The 22,801-nt window shown below is 46.1% G+C and carries 28 protein-coding genes and 1 tRNA gene; 9 read left to right on the top strand and 20 right to left on the bottom strand.

Annotation, left to right across the window (positions count from 1 at the left end):
- Positions 1 to 9: 9 nt before the first annotated feature.
- The 3 genes from FYJ57_RS02815 to FYJ57_RS02825 are packed head-to-tail and all read right to left on the bottom strand — an operon-like array spanning position 10 to position 2,746.
- Positions 10 to 1,203: a TadA family conjugal transfer-associated ATPase gene (locus FYJ57_RS02815; protein ID WP_154431453.1), complete on the bottom strand. Its 1,194-nt coding sequence runs from the start codon at positions 1,201 to 1,203 to the stop codon at positions 10 to 12.
- Positions 1,203 to 2,225, bottom strand: a complete 1,023-nt coding sequence (locus FYJ57_RS02820; RefSeq protein ID WP_154431454.1) for a P-loop NTPase family protein — start codon at positions 2,223 to 2,225, stop codon at positions 1,203 to 1,205. Before FYJ57_RS02820 ends, FYJ57_RS02815 begins: the two co-directional genes overlap by 1 nt.
- 2 nt (positions 2,226 to 2,227) lie before the next feature.
- Positions 2,228 to 2,746: a prepilin peptidase gene (locus FYJ57_RS02825; protein WP_154431455.1), complete on the bottom strand. Its 519-nt coding sequence runs from the start codon at positions 2,744 to 2,746 to the stop codon at positions 2,228 to 2,230.
- A 230-nt stretch (positions 2,747 to 2,976) separates the two neighbouring features.
- Here FYJ57_RS02825 and ybaK point away from each other — a divergent pair, with 230 nt between their 5' ends.
- Positions 2,977 to 3,462 (top strand): Cys-tRNA(Pro) deacylase, encoded by a 486-nt coding sequence (gene ybaK / locus FYJ57_RS02830; RefSeq protein ID WP_106491231.1) that lies wholly within the window; start codon positions 2,977 to 2,979, stop codon positions 3,460 to 3,462.
- A 138-nt stretch (positions 3,463 to 3,600) separates the two neighbouring features.
- Here ybaK and FYJ57_RS02835 read toward each other — a convergent pair whose 3' ends face one another.
- From FYJ57_RS02835 to FYJ57_RS02855, 5 genes are all read right to left on the bottom strand, one after another.
- The gene (locus FYJ57_RS02835; RefSeq protein ID WP_154431456.1) at positions 3,601 to 4,266 is read right to left on the bottom strand and encodes a hypothetical protein; all 666 of its coding nucleotides are present in this window, start codon (positions 4,264 to 4,266) and stop codon (positions 3,601 to 3,603) included.
- A gap of 419 nt (positions 4,267 to 4,685) precedes the next feature.
- A complete protein-coding gene (locus tag FYJ57_RS02840) occupies positions 4,686 to 5,411 on the bottom strand; it encodes a hypothetical protein (protein ID WP_154431457.1) in 726 nt (241 codons plus the stop codon).
- 173 nt (positions 5,412 to 5,584) lie between these two features.
- The gene (locus tag FYJ57_RS02845) at positions 5,585 to 6,469 is read right to left on the bottom strand and encodes a LytR/AlgR family response regulator transcription factor (RefSeq protein ID WP_205839897.1); all 885 of its coding nucleotides are present in this window, start codon (positions 6,467 to 6,469) and stop codon (positions 5,585 to 5,587) included.
- A 144-nt stretch (positions 6,470 to 6,613) separates the two neighbouring features.
- Complete coding sequence (locus FYJ57_RS15770; protein WP_154431459.1) at positions 6,614 to 7,153, bottom strand: LytR/AlgR family response regulator transcription factor; 540 nt, start codon at positions 7,151 to 7,153, stop codon at positions 6,614 to 6,616.
- Positions 7,154 to 7,354: a hypothetical protein gene (locus FYJ57_RS02855; protein ID WP_154431460.1), complete on the bottom strand. Its 201-nt coding sequence runs from the start codon at positions 7,352 to 7,354 to the stop codon at positions 7,154 to 7,156.
- A 40-nt stretch (positions 7,355 to 7,394) separates the two neighbouring features.
- On the opposite strand from FYJ57_RS02855, the gene FYJ57_RS16485 reads away from it, so the two are divergent.
- Positions 7,395 to 7,463 (top strand): DUF6783 domain-containing protein, encoded by a 69-nt coding sequence (locus FYJ57_RS16485; RefSeq protein WP_408636455.1) that lies wholly within the window; start codon positions 7,395 to 7,397, stop codon positions 7,461 to 7,463.
- A gap of 124 nt (positions 7,464 to 7,587) precedes the next feature.
- Here the strand turns inward: FYJ57_RS16485 and atpC are convergent, their stop codons facing one another.
- From atpC to trmB, 12 genes are all read right to left on the bottom strand, one after another.
- The gene (atpC, locus tag FYJ57_RS02860) at positions 7,588 to 8,001 is read right to left on the bottom strand and encodes an ATP synthase F1 subunit epsilon (RefSeq protein ID WP_022171498.1); all 414 of its coding nucleotides are present in this window, start codon (positions 7,999 to 8,001) and stop codon (positions 7,588 to 7,590) included.
- A gap of 17 nt (positions 8,002 to 8,018) precedes the next feature.
- Entirely contained in the window at positions 8,019 to 9,410 is a 1,392-nt protein-coding gene (gene atpD / locus FYJ57_RS02865; protein WP_022398704.1) for a F0F1 ATP synthase subunit beta, read from the bottom strand.
- Positions 9,411 to 9,455: 45 nt separating this feature from the next.
- Positions 9,456 to 10,367, bottom strand: a complete 912-nt coding sequence (gene atpG, locus FYJ57_RS02870) for an ATP synthase F1 subunit gamma (RefSeq protein ID WP_154431461.1) — start codon at positions 10,365 to 10,367, stop codon at positions 9,456 to 9,458.
- 1 nt (position 10,368) lies between these two features.
- Entirely contained in the window at positions 10,369 to 11,877 is a 1,509-nt protein-coding gene (gene atpA, locus FYJ57_RS02875) for a F0F1 ATP synthase subunit alpha (RefSeq protein WP_106491206.1), read from the bottom strand.
- 5 nt (positions 11,878 to 11,882) lie between these two features.
- Entirely contained in the window at positions 11,883 to 12,386 is a 504-nt protein-coding gene (gene atpH / locus FYJ57_RS02880; protein ID WP_022171502.1) for an ATP synthase F1 subunit delta, read from the bottom strand.
- Entirely contained in the window at positions 12,370 to 12,867 is a 498-nt protein-coding gene (gene atpF / locus FYJ57_RS02885) for a F0F1 ATP synthase subunit B (RefSeq protein WP_277663290.1), read from the bottom strand. The genes atpH and atpF overlap by 17 nt, the downstream gene beginning before the upstream one ends.
- 49 nt (positions 12,868 to 12,916) lie before the next feature.
- A complete protein-coding gene (atpE, locus tag FYJ57_RS02890) occupies positions 12,917 to 13,135 on the bottom strand; it encodes an ATP synthase F0 subunit C (RefSeq protein WP_022171504.1) in 219 nt (72 codons plus the stop codon).
- Between the two features lie 33 nt (positions 13,136 to 13,168).
- Positions 13,169 to 13,837, bottom strand: a complete 669-nt coding sequence (locus FYJ57_RS02895) for a F0F1 ATP synthase subunit A (RefSeq protein ID WP_106491207.1) — start codon at positions 13,835 to 13,837, stop codon at positions 13,169 to 13,171.
- 376 nt (positions 13,838 to 14,213) lie between these two features.
- Positions 14,214 to 14,942 (bottom strand): TrmH family RNA methyltransferase, encoded by a 729-nt coding sequence (locus FYJ57_RS02900; RefSeq protein ID WP_022171506.1) that lies wholly within the window; start codon positions 14,940 to 14,942, stop codon positions 14,214 to 14,216.
- A gap of 125 nt (positions 14,943 to 15,067) precedes the next feature.
- Positions 15,068 to 15,140: transfer RNA gene (locus FYJ57_RS02905), tRNA-Lys, on the bottom strand.
- Between the two features lie 58 nt (positions 15,141 to 15,198).
- Positions 15,199 to 15,357 carry a hypothetical protein gene (locus FYJ57_RS02910; protein ID WP_022171507.1) on the bottom strand — a complete coding sequence of 53 codons (159 nt, stop codon included), beginning with the start codon at positions 15,355 to 15,357 and terminating at the stop codon, positions 15,199 to 15,201.
- 103 nt (positions 15,358 to 15,460) lie between these two features.
- A complete protein-coding gene (trmB, locus tag FYJ57_RS02915; protein WP_154431462.1) occupies positions 15,461 to 16,105 on the bottom strand; it encodes a tRNA (guanosine(46)-N7)-methyltransferase TrmB in 645 nt (214 codons plus the stop codon).
- 217 nt (positions 16,106 to 16,322) lie between these two features.
- Between trmB and FYJ57_RS02920 the strand changes: the two genes are divergently transcribed.
- The 7 genes from FYJ57_RS02920 to FYJ57_RS02950 are packed head-to-tail and all read left to right on the top strand — an operon-like array spanning position 16,323 to position 22,796.
- Positions 16,323 to 16,634 (top strand): hypothetical protein, encoded by a 312-nt coding sequence (locus tag FYJ57_RS02920; protein WP_154431463.1) that lies wholly within the window; start codon positions 16,323 to 16,325, stop codon positions 16,632 to 16,634.
- Between the two features lie 5 nt (positions 16,635 to 16,639).
- Complete coding sequence (locus FYJ57_RS02925; RefSeq protein WP_154431464.1) at positions 16,640 to 17,680, top strand: V0D/AC39 family V-type ATPase subunit; 1,041 nt, start codon at positions 16,640 to 16,642, stop codon at positions 17,678 to 17,680.
- A 26-nt stretch (positions 17,681 to 17,706) separates the two neighbouring features.
- Positions 17,707 to 19,647, top strand: coding sequence for a V-type ATP synthase subunit I (locus FYJ57_RS02930; protein WP_154431465.1), 1,941 nt, complete (start codon positions 17,707 to 17,709; stop codon positions 19,645 to 19,647).
- A 16-nt stretch (positions 19,648 to 19,663) separates the two neighbouring features.
- Entirely contained in the window at positions 19,664 to 20,098 is a 435-nt protein-coding gene (locus tag FYJ57_RS02935) for an ATP synthase subunit C (RefSeq protein ID WP_022171512.1), read from the top strand.
- A 23-nt stretch (positions 20,099 to 20,121) separates the two neighbouring features.
- A complete protein-coding gene (locus FYJ57_RS02940) occupies positions 20,122 to 20,430 on the top strand; it encodes a V-type ATP synthase subunit F (protein ID WP_022171513.1) in 309 nt (102 codons plus the stop codon).
- A gap of 19 nt (positions 20,431 to 20,449) precedes the next feature.
- Positions 20,450 to 21,037 carry a V-type ATP synthase subunit E gene (locus FYJ57_RS02945; protein WP_154431466.1) on the top strand — a complete coding sequence of 196 codons (588 nt, stop codon included), beginning with the start codon at positions 20,450 to 20,452 and terminating at the stop codon, positions 21,035 to 21,037.
- Positions 21,030 to 22,796, top strand: a complete 1,767-nt coding sequence (locus tag FYJ57_RS02950) for a V-type ATP synthase subunit A (RefSeq protein WP_154431467.1) — start codon at positions 21,030 to 21,032, stop codon at positions 22,794 to 22,796. The genes FYJ57_RS02945 and FYJ57_RS02950 overlap by 8 nt, the downstream gene beginning before the upstream one ends.
- The last annotated feature ends 5 nt before the right edge of the window (positions 22,797 to 22,801 follow it).

Here is a 22,801-nt window from a genome sequence, read left to right on the forward strand (position 1 = left end):
ACATATATTTTATAATTCTGCCTCACCGAAACAGCGTTCCAGTTTTTCCCTGTGCTGTAATTCTCCGATCTTTTTAAGCTGATCTTTTTCCCTTCTATACAGTCCATGCATCCGTACCTCTCCATCCTCATATCCCAGAATCTCTGCAATCTCTGCTACCTGTCGTTTTCCGTCTCTTGCCCTTTCCATATGCACCAGAAGTTCTACCCCGGAAGCAATCTGTCTTCGTACCGCTTCAAGTGGCAGTTCCATCCCCATCAGCACCATCGTTTCCACACGAGAAATCATATCTCCGGTACTGTTGGCATGTGCGGTTCCAAGGCTTCCGTCATGGCCGGTATTCCATGCCTGCAAAAGATCCACTGCCTCCTCACCGCGAATCTCACCCACGATGATTCTGTTTGGTGCCATACGAAGAGCTGTACGGATCAGATCCCGGATCGTAATAGCCCGGTTTCCTTCCATATTGGCAGGCTTTGCTTCCAGACGAACCAGATTTTCCACACCCTGGATCTGCAGTTCTGCCGAATCTTCAATTGTGATAATTCGTTCTTCATGGGGAATCGCGTTGGATAACGCATTCAGAAATGTCGTTTTACCGGAGGAAGTCCCTCCGCCGATCAGGATCGAATACCCTGCTTTTACCATCTGTTCCAGAAATGTTGCCGCCTCTCTTGTGATACTTTCTTTCGCGATCAGATCTTCCATCGTGATCGCATGCTCCGGAAAACGTCGAATCGTCAGAATCGGTCCATCCAGCGCCACCGGATAAATCACCGCATTCACACGGGATCCGTTTTCCAGCCTGGCATCTACAATAGGGGAATTTTCATTGATCACGCGGTTACATTTTCCGGCAATCTGCTGTACCACATCCTCCAGTTTTTCCTTTGACACAAATGACTTTTCCCATCTGCTCTTTTTTCCTTCCCGCTCCACGAAAATATTCTGATAGCCATTTACCATAATCTCCGTCACCCGGTCATCGTCCAGAAGTTCCTGCAAGATATCCAGCTTTCGCACCGAATAGAACAACTCTCTTCGGATCTCCTCTCTCTGCTTCACCGTCAGGCGGTTCTCTCTTGCCGTCTCCGATACAAGAAGATCGATCCTTTCCAGAATTTCTTCATCCGACCATTCTGCGCCCTGCCGCAGCTGCTCCATCAGCTTTACCCGTATACGGATAAATTGTTCCTGCTTCATTACCCGTCCTCCCTCTCTGTCCGAAGCATTTCTCTCACATAATCACCCAGTTCACTCCATACCAGATCATCCATATATCCGATCCCGGTTTTGGAGTTGCGGTGATAGGGAAGTTTAATCTTTCGGATCCGATCCAGCACCATCTGTTTCTCCCAGACCTGCAATGTGTGTTCAAACTGATGAATCTTCGCCTGTGAAACCGGATCTGCCCGGATCGGCATATAGATTCTGGTACACTGTTCCAGTACTTTATAAAGCTGGCTGACACTGTCACTGAGATCCAGAATGACTACATCATAATTACTGTAATCAATGATCTGCTGCAGAAGACTGATCCACTCCTGTGCCGTGGTACTCTGGATATCCTCCATGGAAAGTACCGGCGGCAGATAATCCAGATTGTTGACACTCTGTACAATAGATCCCATCTTCGTGATCAGCTGTTCCGATCCCAGACGCTGATAGTACAGCAGATCGCCAAGTGTCTGATCGAAGCTGCGTTCCAGAAGATATTCAAAACCGGAACAGGCTTCCAGGTTCAGATACAGGCAGGCTCTTTTCTTTGCCAGAATCTGCCCCAGCGTCAGTGCAAATGTTGTCTTCATCGTTCTGCCAACCGGTGAATACACTCCGATCACTTCCATTTTTTTCTTCTCCAGCTTCAGCGTCTGCGCTGTTGTTCCAACGCCGTCCCCATAGTGTTCCAACGCTTCCCGGATCACTTGATTAGAAGACTGATATTTGTAAATTGACGGATACTCTTCATACCCCTTTGACACCACTCCATCCGATAAGATCAGAATCTGCCCGATCTTCGCCTCACGGATCTCACTGTTCATCGCCTTTTCGGAAATCAAAAGCAGCTCTACCGGATGCTCCTTTACATATTCCCGGAAACCTGCGGCACTGGTAAATACCCGCACTTCAAAAGGGATATTTTTCTTTTTGCTCAGATACTCCATAAAATGATAGGCGTAATCCACATCCAGATCACACACTGCAAAAATATTGCGTTCGCTCATCCTTATCCTCCTAGATACAACAGCAGCACGCTGCCTAAAATTGGTATTGTAAAATGAATATTTTCCGGTCTTTTCCCCGGCACCAGATACGGTGGAAGTGATCGTTCAACGTATGCCCGCTGAAGATACTGAAAGAAATATAAGAACCGCTGCCGCCAGTCACAGCGAAAAAAAAGAAGAAAAAGGGATTCCACGGCACCCAGAAGAAATGCCGTCACGACGCAGAACAATATTTTCCGGGGTCCCAGTACGCTGCCGAGTACCGCCAGCACCTTGATATCTCCGGTTCCGATCATCTTCCCCAGAAACAAAGGAAAGAAAAGAAAAAGGACCAGAAATATTCCTCCCCAGAAGCGAATGACCGCACTGCCAAGCCCCTGTATCACCTCTCCGGACAGATGCTCCGCCATACTGATCTGAAGCCCGGCTATAATCCACAGATTGGGAACTTTCTCCCACTTACAGTCGAAAAACACTGCTCCCATGGTAAATACAATGCAAAAAAGCATAGAAAAACTCATAGCAATCTCCACTTGTCTGTATTTTATTAAACTTATATTTTGGAAATCTGCAGCTGAACCGCTGCATCTGGATTTGTTATGGGCTCATTATATCCACACTCTTTAGATTTGTCCAGTGTATTTTTCTGATTTTCTTCTTTTTGTCAAAAGTTGCTAAAATTGACGGGAAAATTTCAGTGGATATTGCCCTGAAGAAAAAAAATGTGTATAATCCTGTTGAGGTGATGAACATGAGCAAAGAAGTAAAAACAAATGCCATGCGTATGCTGGACAAACACCATATCCGGTACGACATGATTCAATATGAATGTGATGAATTTATCGACGGTCTTCATACCGCAGAAAAAACAGGTGCACCTGTAGAGCAGTCTTTCAAGACACTGGTGGCACAGGGAAAGAGCAAACAATATTATGTTTTTGTGGTTCCCATCGCTGAGGAAGTACAGTTAAAACAGGCTGCCAAAGTAGCCGGCGAAAAGTCCGTGGAACTGATTCCGGTAAAAGAAATCACAAAGATCACCGGCTATGTCCGGGGCGGCTGCAGTCCGCTGGGAATGAAGAAACTCTTCCCTACCTTCATCCATAACAGTGCGGAAAACTTCGATAAAATCTATGTCAGTGGCGGCCGAATCGGTACTACCATCTGCCTGGATCCAAAAGAACTGGCGGAAGTAACCCGGGCACAGTTTGCGGATATTATTGTCCACGAAGCCTGAGATAGTCTCTGCATAATATACCACACAATAAAATGCCTGAACGCTTGATTTACACCAGACGTTCAGGCATTTTTATTGCACTGCATATCAATAACCGATCCGGTGGACCAGTTTTGATTCTTCACTTATTCTTTATGATCAGCCAAATTCATATCCCGGAACGTTATTGTTCACATAGGAATTTCCTTCCAGAACATCCATGCCGCTCACCTGCATCTCTACAACCTTCGGCAGAGCATTCCAGTTATCCGGGAATGTAAATACAAGGTTTGTTCCGTCTTTTTCGGATACAGCCTTTGTTCCATCTTCCACAAACGTAGCCGTTCTGGTATCCAGAATCATCTGTTTGTTACCGTCTGTCAGCTGATATACAGCAAAATCAAAGGTCTGATCTGTAATATTTGACACTTCAATCTGACAATAAGAATCGCTCTCTCCACCCTCTGCAGTTGCCTCATAGATATTCATGTCATAATATGTTCCTGCATACACCTGATACTGTGCATTCACCGGTGTTACATCCTGCGGAGCTTCCTGCACTGTATCATTTTTCTGTGCTTCCTCATCCTCAGGAGTCTCTGTCACGGTCGGATCCTGTACTTCCTCTGTTTCCTCCTGAGACTCCTCAGGTGTGATCGTATCTGTATTTTCCTCTTCCTGTGTGGTATCTTCTTCCGCTTCCGGGGTATCCTCCTGTACAGTCGCAGCATCTTCCTGCTCTACCTCTGTAGATGCTTTGGAACCACATGCAGCAAATGTCATGCTCATCGCAAGCAGACATGCAAACCATATTCTTTTTCTCATAAATCTGTATCCTCCTCTCTATGATAAAAGATGTTTTTTATGTGCGTTCTTTTTTTCATTATCCCACAAAACCGTCCATATGGAAAGTATATTTTGTAAAATCCTTATTCTGCACATAATTGTTTTTATTTTTCCCGTTATTATGAGGCAAAATCCGGGCAGCAGATCCATTCCCCCTGGATCTGCTGCCCGGACTTTCCGACGCGGAAGTACTCCCCTCTTCTTTGCCGTTCATACTTTTGATTATGCAATTATCTGCCTTTTTTATTTACAACTATTATAACATCCCTTATTATACTATCCCTTTTCTTCTATCCTTGCCACTATCCTATGCTCTTATGCCTATAAAACAGATTCACATCCCATCACTCCAAAACATATTTTATAAAGCTATAACAATAGCATAATCCCTATCTTTCTTACTGCTCAAGCGAATCATAATAATCTATAATATCACCTTCCGGCCAGTTATTCAGATACCAGTTGCTTACATTTCCGTTGCCATCAATGCCAAACTCCAGACAATATTTATTACCACCGATGATTGTGATAAAAAGACCTCCGCCTTTAGTCTCACAATCCTTCCATCCATTGGCTGTCAACGTCTTTCCGGCTTGCTCCAGTCCATCACCTATTGAAATTCCATACACCTTAACAGATGGATTGCCATCGTTTCTCATGCTGTATATGTCTTTGTCCCATTCCAGATAGAAATTATTTGACACATAAGAATCACTTGTTCCGAACTGCCATGAAGTTGTGGATTCCATATTCAAAAGACTCTTCAGGCTTTTATAATCGCTCAGATAATTACTTACATCTACTTCCGGTGTAGCCTTTTCCTGACTTTCTGTTTCAACTGATTTTTCTTCTTTTATATCTGTACTCTCCGGTTTAACTGAACTATCTGTATTATTTGTTTTACCTGTGGCTGCGGAATTATCTGTAGCCCCCTTGGTCACTTCCGCACTTTCTTCTGTCTTGGTATCATTACCTGCAGGTTCTTCTGCTTCCAGTGTTGCCTCCTCTGTCGGCGCTTCTGTCACTACCGGATCTTTCTCCCCATTCGTCTCTGCCTGTTTCCCGCAGGCTCCCAGTAACATACTTGCCATCAGCACTGCTACGATCATGCTCTTTCTCTTCATAGATTCCTCCATTTCTGCCACCTCTCCCCGTGGCACCTGACTGTACTGTCTGCTCCCAGTCAGTGACGGGCAACCGGGTATTTTTCCTTCCTTTTCGGCTGCCTGAATTACATGTTCCCGCAGGTTCAACCCTCCGTTTTTTACCGGTTCTCTCTCCCCTGCTCCGGCGTTATTTACCCGCCTTTCTTGCAAATAATTTGTATATCAAAGTATTTAAGCGGATTATAGCACCCGGATATCCCACTGTAAATAGGATCTCGGAAACGTAAAGAAAACTTAAATATTTTGCATATCAAACTAACATTCCTTATTAAATTGTAGCATGTTCTGTCATAACTCGTAACAAATCGGCATAAAATGCAATCTAACTTCTTTAACGCCTCATTCTTATATTCCCCGCTCACCGGAAGTTTTTCTCCTGTCAGGAGTTCTGCCTCGGTGGAGCTGAGGGATTTGATGTAGTAATAGTTCACCACATAGGAACAGTGTACACAGATAAACATATTTCCGGTATGGCTGATTTCTTCCAGGAGATCCTTCATTTTTTTATAAAAACGATATTCTTCTCCGTTTCTTCCAAACAGATGAATGACTCTTCTTCTGCTCTCCATATAAACGATATCGCGGTAGGGAATCTGGTACAATCGTTTGTTGAATTCAAAGTGCAGGCGATCCTCGAGGCTGGTCAGTTTCGTATATGCAACCAGGAAATATTCATCGAATTTTTCCGGATCTATCGGTTTGTGGAGGAAGCGCAATGGTTCGACTTCAAACAACTGTTCGTAATAGCTGTCATAACTGGATATAAAGATCAGAATGGCATATGGATCACGCTCCCGGATCTTTCTTGCCACGGTAATCCCATCCATATTTTTCATCTCGATATCCAGATAGACTACATCATAGGAACCGTTTTTCTCAATTGCTTCCCATAGTGTCTCACCATCAAAAAATATATCTGTTTCAAAAGAAATACCCGTTTTTTCACGGATTTTCTGTAATTGGCTGTCGATTTCTCCTGTCAAAAGCCTGTCGTCATCACATACAGCTATTTTCATTCCTTTTTCCTCCGTTTGGTCATGTATTTTATAGTAACACATGCCTACGGACAATTCTATATATATCTTTGTTACCTGTAACATAAAACAGTCCCACCGGAAAGTCATGATTCCTTCCGGCAGGGCTGCCTGTTCTCTTTTTCTCTATCTCATAATCTTTTTCCTTTTCTCTCCCACAACCCGTTCCACTCGCTCCTTATAGATCCGGCTCACCGGTATGCGGGTTCCGTCCATCAGGCCGGCTTCCTGATTCCAGAACCAGGACAGGTAGCGGCTGTTGACCAGATAATCTCTGTGAACTCTGATAAATCTCTCCTGGATCCCGGTAAGTTCCTGCTCCATATCTGTCATTGTAACAGGGATCCTGTATGATTTTTTCATGGTATCAATGACCACGGAACTGCCACTTTTTCGAATATATTTGATATCACGATACAGAATACGTCCTTTCTCCTCCTGTACGGCAAAAGAAAGATAGCGATGCCCCAGTCCCAGATGGCTGAGCGCGCGGTAGAGTTCTTTTCGGAATTCGTCTTTCTGTAATGGCAGATGAAGCTGCGATATCGGTGCGATGTTCTGTGTCTGGTCCGGTGTCAGCCGGTTCCAGCCCAGAAGGAAGAATATGGTTTCCCTGTCTGTCGTACGGATGCTGGAAGCTAAGGTATAGCTGTCAATATCCCACAGTTATCTCCCAAGACAAATGATATCATAGTATTCCCGGCGCAGAATCTTTTTCGCCAGTGGATAGCAGTTTTTCATTACTTCCACTTCTATCTCAACATTTCCTCTTATCTCAAAACCTGCCGCATATTCCCGGATCTGATTCCCGATATGAGGATCCTGCGTGCAGACTGCTATTTTTATGTATGGCACATTTCTTTTCATCCACTGTTCGCCTCTGTTGCTAGAGCGTGCCTGAAAAATCATTTCCGCAAACTGGGACTCGCAGCTCACGAAAAGCGTTTTTCAGACACGCTCTGGAGTATTTCTTTGATTATATCTGATTTTGTGGATCAACTTTGAAATATGACATTTTTTACAGTCTATTTGTAATAAGACAGGAAAAAATAACCCGGCAGCTTACGAACATTTCTGTCCGCAAGCTGCCGGGTTCTGGTTTATACAATATTCTTTTTGTTCGTCGCACTCAGTCTGGTCATCGCACGGGCGAGGGATGCTTTGGACATGTAGTATTCCTGCATGCTCTGCTTCTGACGAAGCTGTTCCTCGGCTCTTGCTTTCGCTTCTTCCGCACGCTTCCGGTCGATGTCTTCCGGGCGTTCTGCGGTGTCTACCAGAATGGTCAGACGGTTATTGATCATCTCTGCAAAGCCCAGACCTACGATCGCCTCATGCCAGTTTCCTTCCTCATCGCGGAAACGAAGTTCGCCCTCTCTGATGGAAATGATACTGTCTGCATGATGGGCCAGTACGGTACGTTCACCATCATCACCCGGGAGAGTCACTGCTTCTACCCTTCCCTGGTAAAATACATGGTCACTGGCAAGAACTCGCATATAAAATCCACTCATGCCGGTACCTCCTTATCTTAAGCCTCCTGTGACTTTGCTTTCTCGATAACATCATCGATGGTTCCTACATTAAAGAATGCCCATTCCGGATATTCATCCATCTCACCGTCAACGATTGCTTTGAAACCGCGGATGGTCTCAGCCAGCGGCACGTATTTTCCGGGAACACCGGTAAAGGTTTCTGCTACGTGGAACGGCTGGGACAGGAAACGCTGGATCTTTCTTGCACGGAATACGGTCAGTTTATCGTCTTCTGACAGTTCTTCCATACCAAGGATCGCGATGATATCCTGCAGTTCTTTGTATTTCTGAAGAATCTCCTGCACTTTTCTTGCTACGCGGTAGTGTTCTTCTCCTACCACATCCGCTTCCAGAATACGGGAAGAAGATTCCAGCGGATCTACTGCCGGATAGATACCCTGTTCTACGATCTTACGGGAAAGTACCGTAGTGGCATCCAGATGGGCAAAGGTAGTCGCCGGAGCCGGGTCTGTCAGGTCATCGGCAGGCACATAAACAGCCTGTACGGAAGTTACGGAACCGTTCTTTGTGGAAGCGATTCTCTCCTGCAGTTCACCCATTTCATTTGCCAGAGTCGGCTGGTAACCTACTGCGGAAGGCATACGGCCAAGCAGTGCGGATACCTCGGAACCTGCCTGTACAAAACGGAAAATGTTATCAATAAACAGAAGCACGTTCTGATGTTCTTCATCACGGAAATATTCTGCCATGGTCAGACCCGTCTCTGCTACACGCATACGGGATCCCGGTGGCTCGTTCATCTGTCCGAATACCAGAGCAGTTTTCTCCAGTACACCGGATGCTTTCATCTCACTCCACAGGTCATTACCTTCACGGGAACGTTCTCCTACACCGGTGAAGATGGAATATCCACCGTGTTCTGTTGCGATGTTACGGATCAGTTCCTGGATCAGTACGGTTTTACCTACACCGGCACCACCGAACAGACCGATCTTACCACCTTTGGCATAGGGTGCCAGAAGATCGATTACTTTGATACCTGTCTCCAGGATCTCTACAACCGGGCTCTGCTCCTCAAAGGTCGGGGGATCTCTGTGGATTACCCAGTGCTGTTCTTTCTCCAGGCTTTCTCCACCATCGATGGTGTCACCCAGTACATTGAACAGACGACCCAGTGTCTTTTCTCCTACCGGCACCTGAATACCTGCGCCTGTAGCTGTTACTTCCATATCACGGTGAAGTCCTTCACTGGAATTCAGCATAATACAACGAACCATATTGTTTCCGATGTGCTGTGCTACTTCCATGACACACTTTTTCCCACCGTTGTCAACTTCCAGAGCATCCTTGATGGACGGGAGAGTCTGTCCTTCGAAAAGGACGTCTACTACAGGTCCCATGACCTGTACGATTTTTCCTGTCTGCATATGGATTCGCTCCTCCTCTCTTATCTCTTCTCTATATTTTTGCCTCTATTTGTGTTTGTTTTTCTGTGCTTTCGCACCTGCGATAACCTCGGTGATCTCCTGGGTGATCGCTGCCTGTCTTGCCCGGTTATACTGAATCGATAAGGCTTTCAGCATCTCGCTGGCATTCCGGTTCGAGGCATCCATGGCTGTCATACGGGCGTTCTGCTCGCTGCAGTAGGATTCTACCAGACAGCCGTATATCGTTCCCACTACATAGTTCGGAATGATGGTATGTAACACTTCATCTGCGGACGGTACCAGCATGATCTCCTCATGATGTACATCCGACGGAATTCCCATTTTCAGTTCGGTATGGAACGAAGCTTTCTTTAACGGAAGCAGCTGAAAAGTCTGTGTCTCATTGGTCACAGCATTTTCCATGTTGGTGTAGATCACATGGATCTCATCCAGTTTTCCTTCCAGATATTCCTCTACCATACGCAGCCCGATCATACGGGCACGGTGCATGGAAGGCTTCTGAACCGTAAAGTGGAAATCCATATCCACAGACACGTCCGGCAGTGTTTTCTTTGAAAAATACTGCCGACCCAGTTCTCCAAGAACAAACAGACTGTGTTTTCCTTCCCACTGCAGCTGCTCTTCTGCCATCTTGATCACGTTATGGTTATAAGCACCTGCCAGTCCTTTGTCTGCTGTTACGATGATGTGACCGATCTTCCGGTCTTTTTTCGGAATCTCCGGTCTCTCATCGAAGAAAGCATGCTCAATATCCGGCACATGACGCAGGATACGGCGGATCGCGGACTGCATCTCAAAGAAATAGGGCTCTGTATCTGACAGCGCTTTCTTTGCTTTCTTCATCTTGGATGATGAGATCATGTACATCGCATTGGTGATCTTCATGGTGTCCTGGATACTCTTGATCCGGTCCTGTATCTCTTTTACATTTGCCATATTAACACCTGCTCTTCTTGAATTCCTCTGCCACTTCTACGATCTTTTCTGTCAGTTCATCGCTGAGAACTTTTTTATCATTCAGTTCATCGATGATCTCTTTATGCATATCTGCAAAATACTGCAGCATATCCATCTGGAATGCTTTCAGTTTGCTTACTTCCACATCTACCAGAACTTTATGTGTTGCAGCTACCAGAGTAATAACCTGCTGTGGCATGGAAAGCGGATTACATAATGGCTGTTTTAACAGTTCCATCAGACATTTTCCATACTGTAACTGCGCTTTGGTTGTCTCATCCAGATCGGAACTGAACTGGGTAAATACTTCCATCTCACGGTACTGGGCCAGGTCGATACGGATACTTCCTGCTGCTTTCTTCATGGCTTTTGTCTGTGCCGCACCACCTACACGGGATACGGAAAGACCAACGTTTACGGCCGGACGCATACCGGAGAAAAACAGATCACTTTCCAGGAAGATCTGACCGTCTGTGATGGAAATAACGTTTGTCGGGATATAGGCTGACAGGTCACCCGCCTGTGTCTCGATGATCGGCAGTGCTGTGATAGATCCGCCGCCTTCTTCATCGCTCAGCCGGCTGGAACGTTCCAGCAGTCTGGAATGCAGATAGAATACGTCACCCGGATAAGCTTCACGTCCCGGAGAACGCTCCAGCAACAGGGACAGGGCACGGTATGCAACCGCATGTTTGGACAGATCATCGTATACGATCAGTACGTCTTTTCCTTTGTGCATAAAATATTCTGCCATAGCGGTTCCCGAATAAGGTGCAATGTACTGTAACGGTGCACAGTCGCTGGCTGTAGCAGAAACGATGATGGTGTAATCCATAGCATCATGTTTGGTCAGTGTATTTACCAGTTTTGCAATCGTAGATGCTTTCTGACCGATGGCAACGTAGACGCAGATTACGTCTTTGCCTTTCTGGTTTAAGATGGTATCGGTTGCGATCGCTGTCTTACCGGTCTGACGGTCACCGATGATCAGCTCACGCTGTCCACGTCCGATCGGGAACATGGAGTCGATAGACAAGATACCGGTCTCCATAGGAACACTGACAGATTTTCTCTCAATAATACCAGGTGCTTCTCTTTCTACCGGATAGTAGTCGTCTTCTTCTACAGCTCCCTTTCCGTCGATCGGCTCACCCAGCGCATTGATAACTCTGCCGACAAATCCTTCACCGACCGGGATTCCGGCTTTCTTTTTCGTACGTACCACACGGGTACCTTCTTTGATTCCTGTATCTTTACCGAACAGGATACATCCGATGGTATCCTGACGGATATCCTGAACCATTCCTTTTTCGCCATTTTCAAAAGTTACGATCTCGCCGTACATCGCATGATCGATTCCATAGATCGTTGCGATTCCGTCACCGACACTGATAACCTTACCGGTTTCCTGTTCCTGACACATGGCATCGTAATTTTCGATTTTCTCTTTCAGAATGGAAATAATTTCTTCTGAGCTGATTGTGCTCATTTCTTTCACCTCCGGATCAATCGTTGTTGCAGCTGACGGACTCTGCCGCGCAGACTCCAGTCAAATTCCCGGTCCCCCACACGAAGAACAAATCCTCCGATCAGGTCCGGCTGCTGTTCAACAGTCATTTCCACGCCATTGACGCCATAGGTTCTCCTGACGAACTGTTCCATCTGAGCTTTCTGATTCTCATCCGGCTCATGGACACAGTACAGCGTAGCGGCCACAATTCCCTTTTCCTTTCTCACACAGGCCCTGTAGCTTTCCAGCATGTCATCGATCTGATCACATCTTCGCCGGTCACTGACTGTCTTTAAAAAGTTGTGTAAGCTCTTCGGGAATATTGTTTCTATAATCTCATGCTTTACCTCTTTGGTAAGAGTCGGATCATTGAGAATTTTCACCAGCTGAGGCGCCGCACACAAAGCCGCTTTCATCTGTTCCACATCTTCTGCGGGAACTCTCAGATCATAAAGCACTTTTCCATAACGATCAGCGGTCTGTGTCATTGGCCTCACCTGCTTTTTTCAAAAATTGTTCATACAGCGCACCGTCACTCTGTGGATCAGTACCTTCCTGCAGGATACGGGATACTGCGGTAAGAGCAAGTCCTGCAACTTCGGACTGCATCTCTTTCATTGTTTTTTCCCGATCCAGTTCCACATCCTTTCTGGCCGCTTCTTTTATCTTTTTCGCCTGTTCATCCGCTTCACCCAGAATACGGTCATATTCCACCTGGGCATTTCCTCTGGCTTTCTCAACCAGTTGGAGAGATTCTTCCTTCGCAGATGCAAGGGCTTCTTCATATTTAACCTTCAGTTCCTTCGCCTGGCTCTCCTGGGCTCTGGCACTTTCCAGACCCTGTTTCACCATCTGCTCTCTCTTATCCATGATCGCAGTTACCGGTTTGATCAGGAACTTTTTCAGTAAAAGGTAGAGAATGATGACGTTGATAATGGTCCAAACCAGATTTAAGTCTATCCGTAACACCCTTTACTCACCTGCCTTTCTCGTTTTTCTCATGTTTCGGTAATGGTGATTAGCCAAGGAAGAAGATGATCAGCAGACCGATAACGAAACCGTAAATAGCGGTTGCCTCTGCCAGTGCACAACCAAGAAGAAGGGATTTGCTGATTTTGCTTTCTGCTTCCGGCTGTCTTGCGATTGCATCTACTGCTTTACCTGTTGCCAGACCGATTCCCAGTCCTGCTCCGATACCTGTTAATACTGCTACTGCTGCTCCGATTGCTACTAACATAATGTTTTCTCCTTTTCTCTTTTCCAATTAAGTTTACTCAATAGCTTCTTTGATAAACAGTGCTGTCAGAAAGACAAACACATATGCCTGGATCAGTCCGTCGAAAATATCAAAATAACAGGTCAACGGTACAGGCACCAGTACAGGGGCTACTGCTTCGATCAGTTTCATGACAACGAAGGAACCCAGTACGTTACCGAATAATCGCATACAAAGGGATACCGGTCGGATGAAGATTTCCAGGATGTTGATCGGCAACACCACCGGTGTAGGTTCTGCAAAACTCTTCAGCCACTTTTTTCCGCCTTTTGCATGGATTCCGGCAAATTCAATTAATACAATGCTCATGATTGCCAGAGCTGCTGTTACATTCATGTCTTTAGTTGGTGGTTTAAATCCCAGAATACCAATCAGATTGGCTACGCCAATATAAATGGCCACCGACATCAGATAAGGAATATACATTTTTCCTTTTTCTCCAAGAATATCTTTGAAGAAATCCTGTATGACACCGATCACTGTTTCCAGTGCCAGCTGGCGTTTACTGATGTTTTCAGGTTCCACCTGGAGATTGCGTGTAAGTAATATGGAAATTATTACCAGTGCAGCCATAATGATCCAGGTTACAACCACCGACTCTGCGATTTCAATTCCTCCAAACAGGGGGATCGTAAAGGCAGTGTCACAGTTCAGCTCTTCCAGTAATTTACTTGCTAAATCCGTTTCTCTCCCTCCCTTTCCTTAACTTTTAATAAGCAAAACGTAACTGTTCAGTACCCTCGTGGGATATTACCTACTGAATAGTCACTTAAAACTTCTGAATTTATATCCTCTCCATAAATCCAAAGTTTTACAAATTTTACTTCTGAATTTTTCATTTGTCAACATTCCTATTTTTCATGTTTGTTTTTGTCAATTTTTCTCGTATTTTAGCGAAACTGACCATTAGTCGTTTTATTATTCACAAAATCCTGTGTATTTTTTATGCTATTTTTCATTTTTCCAGGTTTTCTTAAAATTTCCCGGCTCGAAACCTGTCTTTTTTAGATATTTTTTATATCTTTTTTAGTTATTTTTATCATTTTGTGAATTCGTAGATACCGATGCCGGTAGCCAGGGCCAGGTTTAACGAATCGATATGATCGGTATGACGGATCACCACACTTTGGCCTTCATCCGCAAAACTGTCCGGCAGTCCGGTGGCTTCATTTCCGAAGATCAGGGAGTAGGTCTCAGTGGTGTCTCTCTGAAGCTCCTGCAGCGGCACAGCTCCCTTTAGCATAAACGGATAAAGGCTTCTGTTACCCGCCTGTTCTTTGTAGGCTTCGAAGCTTGGGAAATAACAGAAATTCAACTGAAACAAAGATCCCATCGAGGCCCGTACTACTTTCGGGTTAAATACATCCACACCCGGCTCTATGATCGCAAGATTTTCGATACCAAAACCGATGCTTGTCCGGATGATCGTTCCCATATTCCCCATATCACTCGGGTTGACAAGAACAATATGATCCGCTGTTGGATCCAGCTGGTTCGTGTATTTTTCAAACACACCGACAGCGAAGATGTTCTCTTTGTCTCTGAGCTTTTCAACCACTTTTGCGGCCCGTTCGATCGGTATATTGTGCCGGTTACACAGGTCAGTGATGATCTCCAGTTGAGTCTCACTGTTCATATCCGGGTGAAGCAGGACTTTCAGCACATGTTCCGGCTGATTTTTCAGCAGTTCGATCGTCGGGAAAGCGCCGAAGGTGTAGGAGTGGTTCATTTTTTTTGCGTATTTTTTTAACGGTACATCTCGGTTCATAAGTTTTCTCCTTTTCTTTGTTTATTCAGAATGTCTTTTTCGACCTATAGATTTTGAATTTTCGTATCAGACATTAAAAAAGCACCGTCCCCGATGCTCCATGTCATCGAAAACAGTGCTTTAAGTGCGCCTTCAGGGATTCGAACCCTGGACAAATAGATTAAGAGTCTACTGCTCTACCAGCTGAGCTAAAGGCGCTTGTATCTGTAACGCAAGAACTATTATATCATCCGTATAGAAAAATGCAAGTCTTTTTTTACAATTTTTTTCGTTTTTTTTCACTTTTCTTTCTCGCACACAGGATATCGTCCAGTTCTGACAGACGTTTGTGCAGATCAGTCAGTTTGCGGTCGATCCTGGGGTTGTTGTAGCTCCAGTCGTAGAAGCGGTTGCGGCAACAGCATTTTTTTCCCATCTTCTCACGGATCCTTCAAAGTTCTGTTGTTATAATATGATATGAAGGAGAAAGAATCCGGTCCACAGCGGGTTATTCCGCTGCGCCGGATCATTTTCTCTTCTTATCGGTGAATGATCATTTTATGGATCGGGTTTCCCGCCCGGGAGAATTTTTCTTCGTATTCGGTCATTACATTTCCTTCCATCAGCTTTGCATCATGATGAAGATCAAAAGTCGAAGCGTCCAGAACCCAGCCTGCTTCTTTCACTTCTTCCAGTGAGAACTCAAACAGTGGGCGGTTATCGGTCTTGAACTCTACCGTTCCCTCCGGTGCCAGGATCTTGTCGTAACGCTCCAAAAACTGGCAGGAAGTCAGACGGCGTTTTGCATGACGCTCCTTCGGCCATGGATCCGAAAAATTCAAATAGATCTTATCCACTTCTCCTTTCTCAAAGACATCCGGCAGATTTCGTGCATCCATACGGATAAAATACAGGTTTGGCAGATCTTCTTCGAGCTGTTCTCTCTTCTGCACCGCACGGAGCAGTACACTGTCATACATCTCGATCCCCACAAAATTACGGTCCGGATGCAGGCGCGCCATATCCATGATAAAACGTCCCTTTCCCATTCCCACTTCAATCTGTACCGGCTGCTCATTGCCAAAAAGCTGCCCCCATGTTCCCTTGTGTGTCTCCGGTTCCTGTACCACATAATCGCTGGCTGCAATCATCTCTTTAGAGCCGCGTATATTCCTTAACCTCATATATTTCCCTCCAGGTATTTTCTTGTGTAAAACAGCTATGTCGCGCTTTATTCTACTATAAAAGAGGCATACTTGGAAAGGACTATTTTTCATTATGAATATGAATAAATTTGTTATACATTTCCAATAATTTGTATACATATAGACAGTTCTGATTTACTTTTTGATTGAATAGGTGTATGATAATGATAAATTTTAAACAAAGGAGTAGGGAAAAATGGAATCTGTAATCGACAAATTGTCTGAAATCGAGACAGCCGCTTCCCGTATTATGGAATCTGCTGTCGAAGAAACCCGACGTCAGGACAACGCGGCCGAGGAACGTACCTCTACTTATGATAACGATACGGATGCTCAGGCTGCCAGAGCACTGGAAGCTGCCAAACGCACTTTGCAGGAACAGGCGGATCGGGAACTGGAACACCTGAAAACCTCCACCGAACGTTCCCTTAAGCACATGGATGCTTATTATAAGGAACATAAAGATGCATTATGTGACAAGATTTACCACAAAATAATCAGGATGTGAAGTATATGGGATCATTATTATCTTACAGTGGTCTGACCACGAAGATCCGAGCCATGCAGAGCAGACTGCTGACTGACGATCAGTACCGGGAACTGGCAGAACTCAAAAGCGTTCCCCAGGCAGTTGCCTATCTGAAACAGCAGCCCGCTTATGAAGCGATCCTGGACTCTCTCTCAGAAGAGGCTCTGCACCGTGGAAAGATTGAACAGCTTCTGGTGAATTCGATTTATCGCGATTTTACCAAGATTTATCAATTTTCCAACATGGAGCAGCGCAAATTCCTCAATCTTTATTTCGGACGATACGAAGTGTCCATCATGAAAGAATGTCTGAATAAGATCTTTGACCACAGAGATGTAAATCTGGATCTTTCTTTATTCAAACCATTCTTCGATAAGCACTCACAGCTGGATATCAACCTGCTGACCGCGTCCCGGTCCATTGAAGAATTTGTCAGTCATCTGCGGGGAACCAGTTATCACCAGCCGCTGACAGCGCTGTCCGGTCTGGAAACACCAACGCTTTTTGACTACGAGATGGCACTGGATCTTTCTTATTTTTCTGCCATATGGAAGACAAAAGACAAGATTCTCTCCAAAAAGAACCTGGAAGAGATCACCAAAGCCTACGGGAACAAATTTGATCTGCTGAATCTTCAGTGGATCTACCGTTCCAAACAGTATTACCATATGACCGCTGCCGATGTCTATGCACTGCTGATTCCTGTGAATTACAAGCTGCATAAGAAAGATATCGCCGCTCTGGTAGAAGCTGAGACGATGACAGCTTTCGAATCGCTTCTTGACCGGACCTACTATGGACGACGTTACGAAAAACTGAACTCACATACGCTTGAAGAGATGTACAGCAGCATCATGAAACATGTCCTTTCCGGAGAAAGCAAAGCGGATCCTTATTCGGTATCCACGATCTACTGCTACCTCTATCACAAAGAACATGAGATCGACCGGCTGACAACGGTACTCGAATGTATTCGTTACAGTATCCCGCCGGAAGACACCATGCGCTATATCTCGAAATCGTAAGCAAAAAAACACCGGGGGATGTAACTATGATTGAAAAAATGCAATTTGTAAGCATCACCGGACCAAAAGCCGATATTGACCGGGTGGTGGATCAGTATCTTTCCCGATACGAGATCCATCTGGAAAATGCTCTTGCACAGCTGCAGACGTTAAAAACACTGACTCCTTATCTGCAGATCAATCCCTACAAAGGACTTCTGGCAAAAGCACTGGAATATGAAAAGCTTTTGGACTCCGGAAACATCCAGAAGAATCTCACCATGACACTGGATGAAGCGGTCGCATTGATCGAATCCTTCGATCAACAGCTGACCCGAATCAACGAACAGAAAAAAGAACTGGAAGATCAGAAAAAAGAACTGGAAGAACTCCTGACACAGCTGGAACCCTTCCTCTCACTTGACTTTGATATTTCCCGTTTTCTGCAGTTCCGCTATATGACCTGCCGCTTTGGTCGTATCAGCAGGGAATATTACAACAAATTTGAAACGTATGTGTATGGCAGTGAAGAGACGCTCTTTTACCCCTGCCAGAAAAATGACCGGTATATCTGGGGCTTTTATTTCTGCCCGACCAAAGTGACTGACCGGATCGATGCAGTCTACGCATCCATGCATTTTGAACAGCTGGATGTTCCCGAAAAGCTTTACGGCATTCCGTCTCAGGTACAGGCACAGTTAGCCGGACAGTTGCAACAGACAGAAAAAGAGCTGGCAAAACTGCAGGATACCATTGCCGAACTGCTGCAAAAGCAGGGTGAAAAGCTCTATGCAGCCACACGGAAACTGGAAAGTCAGTCCCGCAACTTTGATGTCCGCCGGCTTGCCGCCTGCACCAAAGAGGATAACCGGGAAGTCTTTTATATCCTGTGCGGCTGGATGTCTGTCACAGATGCCACAGCTTTTCAGAAAGAAATCGCGGATGATCAGAATCTCTACTGTTTCGTAGAGACAGATCCGTATTCCACAGCACACGGCGAACCGCCGACCAAGTTAAAGAATCCGAAGATCTTCCGTCCCTTTGAAATGTTTGTGAAAATGTACGGTCTGCCGTCCTATCACGAGATGGATCCTACGATCTTCGTGGCACTGACCTATATGTTTATCTTCGGTGCGATGTTCGGTGATGCCGGTCAGGGAGCCTGCCTGGTGATCGGCGGATTTCTTCTATATAAGTTTAAGAAGATGGATCTGGCGGCCATTATCGGCACTGCAGGTATTTTCTCCACTTTCTTCGGTCTGATGTTCGGCAGCATCTTCGGTTTTGAAGATGTGATCCCCGCGCTCTGGCTGCGTCCAGTGGAGGCGATGTCCAATCTGCCGTTCCTTGGTACGTTAAATACGGTATTTGTCGTTGCAATCGCTTTCGGTATGTTCCTGATCCTGATTACAATGATCTTTCATATTATTAATGCCGTTCGCATGAAAGATGTAGAAGGCATCTGGTTTGACCAGAATGCTATGGCAGGACTGGTGTTCTACGGTTCCCTGGTTGCTGTGATCTTCCTGTTTATGACAGGTCACACCCTTCCCGCGGGTGCGGTTCTCGGCGTGATGTTCGGTATTCCGTTAGTGATCATTATGCTGAAGGAGCCTCTGGCAAGAATGGTGAAAAAAGAAAGTCCCGTCATCGAAGGAAGTAAGGGCATGTATTTTGTACAGAGCTTTTTTGAACTCTTCGAAGTCATGTTAAGTTATCTGTCCAACACCCTTTCTTTCGTCCGTATCGGCGCTTTCGCCGTCAGCCATGCCGCTATGATGGAAGTCGTACTGATGCTTGCCGGTGCAGAAGCCGGAAGCCCGAACTGGATCGTCGTGATCCTCGGCAATATTTTCGTTACCGCGATGGAAGGCCTGATCGTAGCTATCCAGGTTCTCCGTCTGGAATATTATGAGATGTTCAGCCGTTTCTATAAAGGAAACGGAAGAGCTTTTCAGCCATTTTTAAAAAAATCCAAAAATAAATAAGCAGGAGGATATTATTATGTCAACTATTATCGAAATTCTTACCGCCGCAGCACTGATTCTCAGCATCATCATCCCGGGAGGCGCATTTCTTCTGGGTGAGAGAAACAAAAAACGTTACAAAAAGTCTCTGGCAGTCAACTGTTTCTTCTTCTTTGGCACACTCCTTGTAGGAACCATCGCCATGTTCGCCGGTGCGCAGAACGTACAGGCTGCTACTGACGCAGCCGGAAGTGGTCTTGCAACCGGTCTTGGTTATCTCGGTGCCGCTCTCGTAACCGGCCTGTCCGGTATCGGTTCCGGTATCGCCGTAGCAAGTTCTGCAAGTGCAGCCCTGGGTGCTATCAGCGAAGACGGTTCCCTGTTCGGTAAATCCATGATCTTCGTAGCCATGGCAGAAGGTATTGCTCTGTATGGTCTGATCATTTCCTTCATGATCTTAGGTAAACTTTAATCCTTACAAAGAGGTTTTGCTTTATGAAAATGTATCTGATCAGTGACAACATCGACACCCAGACGGGCATGCGGCTCGCCGGGGTGGACGGTGTGGTGGTGCACGAAAGAGAAGAACTGCGCACCGCTCTGGAAACGGCTCTGGCTGATAAAGAAATCGGGATTCTTCTGCTTACAGAAAAGTTCGGCAGAGAATTCCCGGAAATTGTGGATGAGGTGAAACTCCATCACAAGGTACCTCTGATCGTGGAGATCCCCGACCGTCACGGTACCGGCCGGAAACCGGATTTTATCACCTCTTATGTCAACGAAGCCATTGGACTAAAACTATAAATCAAAGAGGGTGAATACATTGACTATCGAAGAAAAATTACAGCATTTTTATACAGCCTCCATCGACAGTGCCATGCAGGAGGCACAGCAGGTGCAGACACAGCATCAGGAAGCCCTGGATAAGATTTTCCAGGAACATAAAGAGACCAAAGAACGGCAGATTCAGTCTCATATTCAGGCGGAAACCGACAATCTCAAACGCGAAATCAACAAAACCGTCTCTGCCAGACAGCTGGAATACCGCCGTCTTCTTTCCGATAAGACCGAAGAGATCAAGCAGCAGCTGTTTCACGATGTGGCGGAGCGTCTTGCACAGTTTCGCTCCACACCGGAATATCTGGAATATCTCTCCCAGCGGATCCAGGAAGCCCGCGACTTTGCCGGAGAAGATGCCCTTGTGGTTTATCTTGATCCCGCAGACCAGAACTGGATCCCGGAACTTGCCGCACGCTTCGGCTTTGCCCCGGTAGTATCCAGAGAAGCTTTCATGGGCGGTATGCGCGCCGTGATCCACTCCAAAAATATATTGATAGACAACTCATTTGCTACTTTACTCAGGGAAGCAAAAGAAGAATTTGTCTTTGCCGGAGGTATGACAGATGAATAAAAAAGGAATCATTTATGGAATCAACGGACCAGTTATTTACCTGAAGGGAAATACTGGTCTTCGTATGTCTGAGATGGTACATGTGGGTGAGGAGCATCTGGTAGGGGAAGTCATCTCCCTGTCAAAGAAAGCCACCACTGTACAGGTCTTCGAGGAGACCACCGGTCTGAAACCCGGCGCGGAAGTTGTGGGAACCGGTGATGCCATCTCCGTAACACTGGGACCTGGAATCCTGAACAACATTTTCGACGGTATCGAGCGTCCGCTAAGTGAGATTGCTGCCCGCTCCGGCAAATATATCACCCGTGGTGTCAGCGTCGATTCTCTGGATACCTCCAAAAAATGGAATGTTCATGTAACCGTATCCGAGGGCGATCATGTAACCGGAGGAACCGTCATCGCGGAAACCCAGGAAACCGCAAGTATCCTTCATCGATCCATGGTTCCTCCGGATGTGGAGGGAACTGTTATCAAAGCAGCCCCTGATGGTGCTTACACGATCGTGGATCCGATCGTCACACTGGAACTTGCCGACGGAACCACAAAGGAACTCTCCCTGTGCCAGAAATGGCCGATCCGTGTTCCCCGTCCGACCAAAAGACGTTTCCCGGCATCCAGGCCGCTGATCACAGGTCAGCGTATCCTGGATACCATGTTCCCGATCGCAAAAGGCGGCACCGCCGCTGTTCCCGGTGGTTTCGGTACCGGAAAAACCATGACCCAGCACCAGATCGCCAAGTGGTCCGATGCAGATATCATCATCTATATCGGCTGCGGTGAACGTGGAAACGAGATGACTCAGGTACTGGAGGAATTCGGAGAACTGGTGGATCCGAAGACCGGTCATCCCCTGATGAATCGTACGGCCCTGATCGCGAATACCTCCAACATGCCGGTGGCTGCCCGTGAGGCTTCCATCTACACCGGTCTGACGCTGGCGGAATATTACCGTGATATGGGTTACGATGTGGCTATTATGGCAGACTCTACCTCCCGTTGGGCAGAAGCCCTCCGTGAACTCTCCGGCCGTCTGGAAGAGATGCCGGCAGAGGAAGGTTTCCCGGCTTATCTGGCTTCCCGTCTGTCTGCCTTCTATGAAAGAGCTGGCATGATGGAAAATCTTAACGGAACCGAAGGAAGCGTATCGATCATCGGGGCTGTATCCCCGCAGGGCGGTGATTTCTCCGAACCGGTCACGATGAATACCAAACGTTTTGTCCGCTGCTTCTGGGGACTGGACAAGTCGCTGGCTTATGCACGACATTTCCCGGCGATCCACTGGCTGACCAGTTACAGCGAATATCTGAACGATCTGGCACCATGGTACCAGGCCCATGTAAATAAAAACTTTATCGATCTCAGAAACCAGATCATGGCTCTTCTTAATACGGAAAGCAGCCTGATGGAAATCGTAAAACTGATCGGCAGTGACGTTCTTCCGGATGACCAGAAACTGATCCTCGAGATCGCCCGTGTGATCCGTCTGGGATTCTTACAGCAGAACGCATTCCACGCAGATGACACCTGTGTCCCGCTGGAAAAACAGTATAAGATGATGGAAATCATTTTATATCTGTATAAAAAAGCAAAAGCCCTGGTAACCATGGGTATGCCTATGTCTGTCCTGAAAGAGGACAATATTTTCGAAAAGATCATCGCCATCAAATACGATGTGCCAAACGACAAACCGGAAATGTTTGACGATTATAAAAAAGCTGTTGATATCTTCTACGATAAAGTACTGGAAAAGAACGGATAAGGAGG

The organism is Oliverpabstia intestinalis, assembly GCF_009696065.1.
In the GTDB taxonomy this organism is placed as follows: Bacteria; Bacillota; Clostridia; order Lachnospirales; family Lachnospiraceae; genus Oliverpabstia; species Oliverpabstia intestinalis.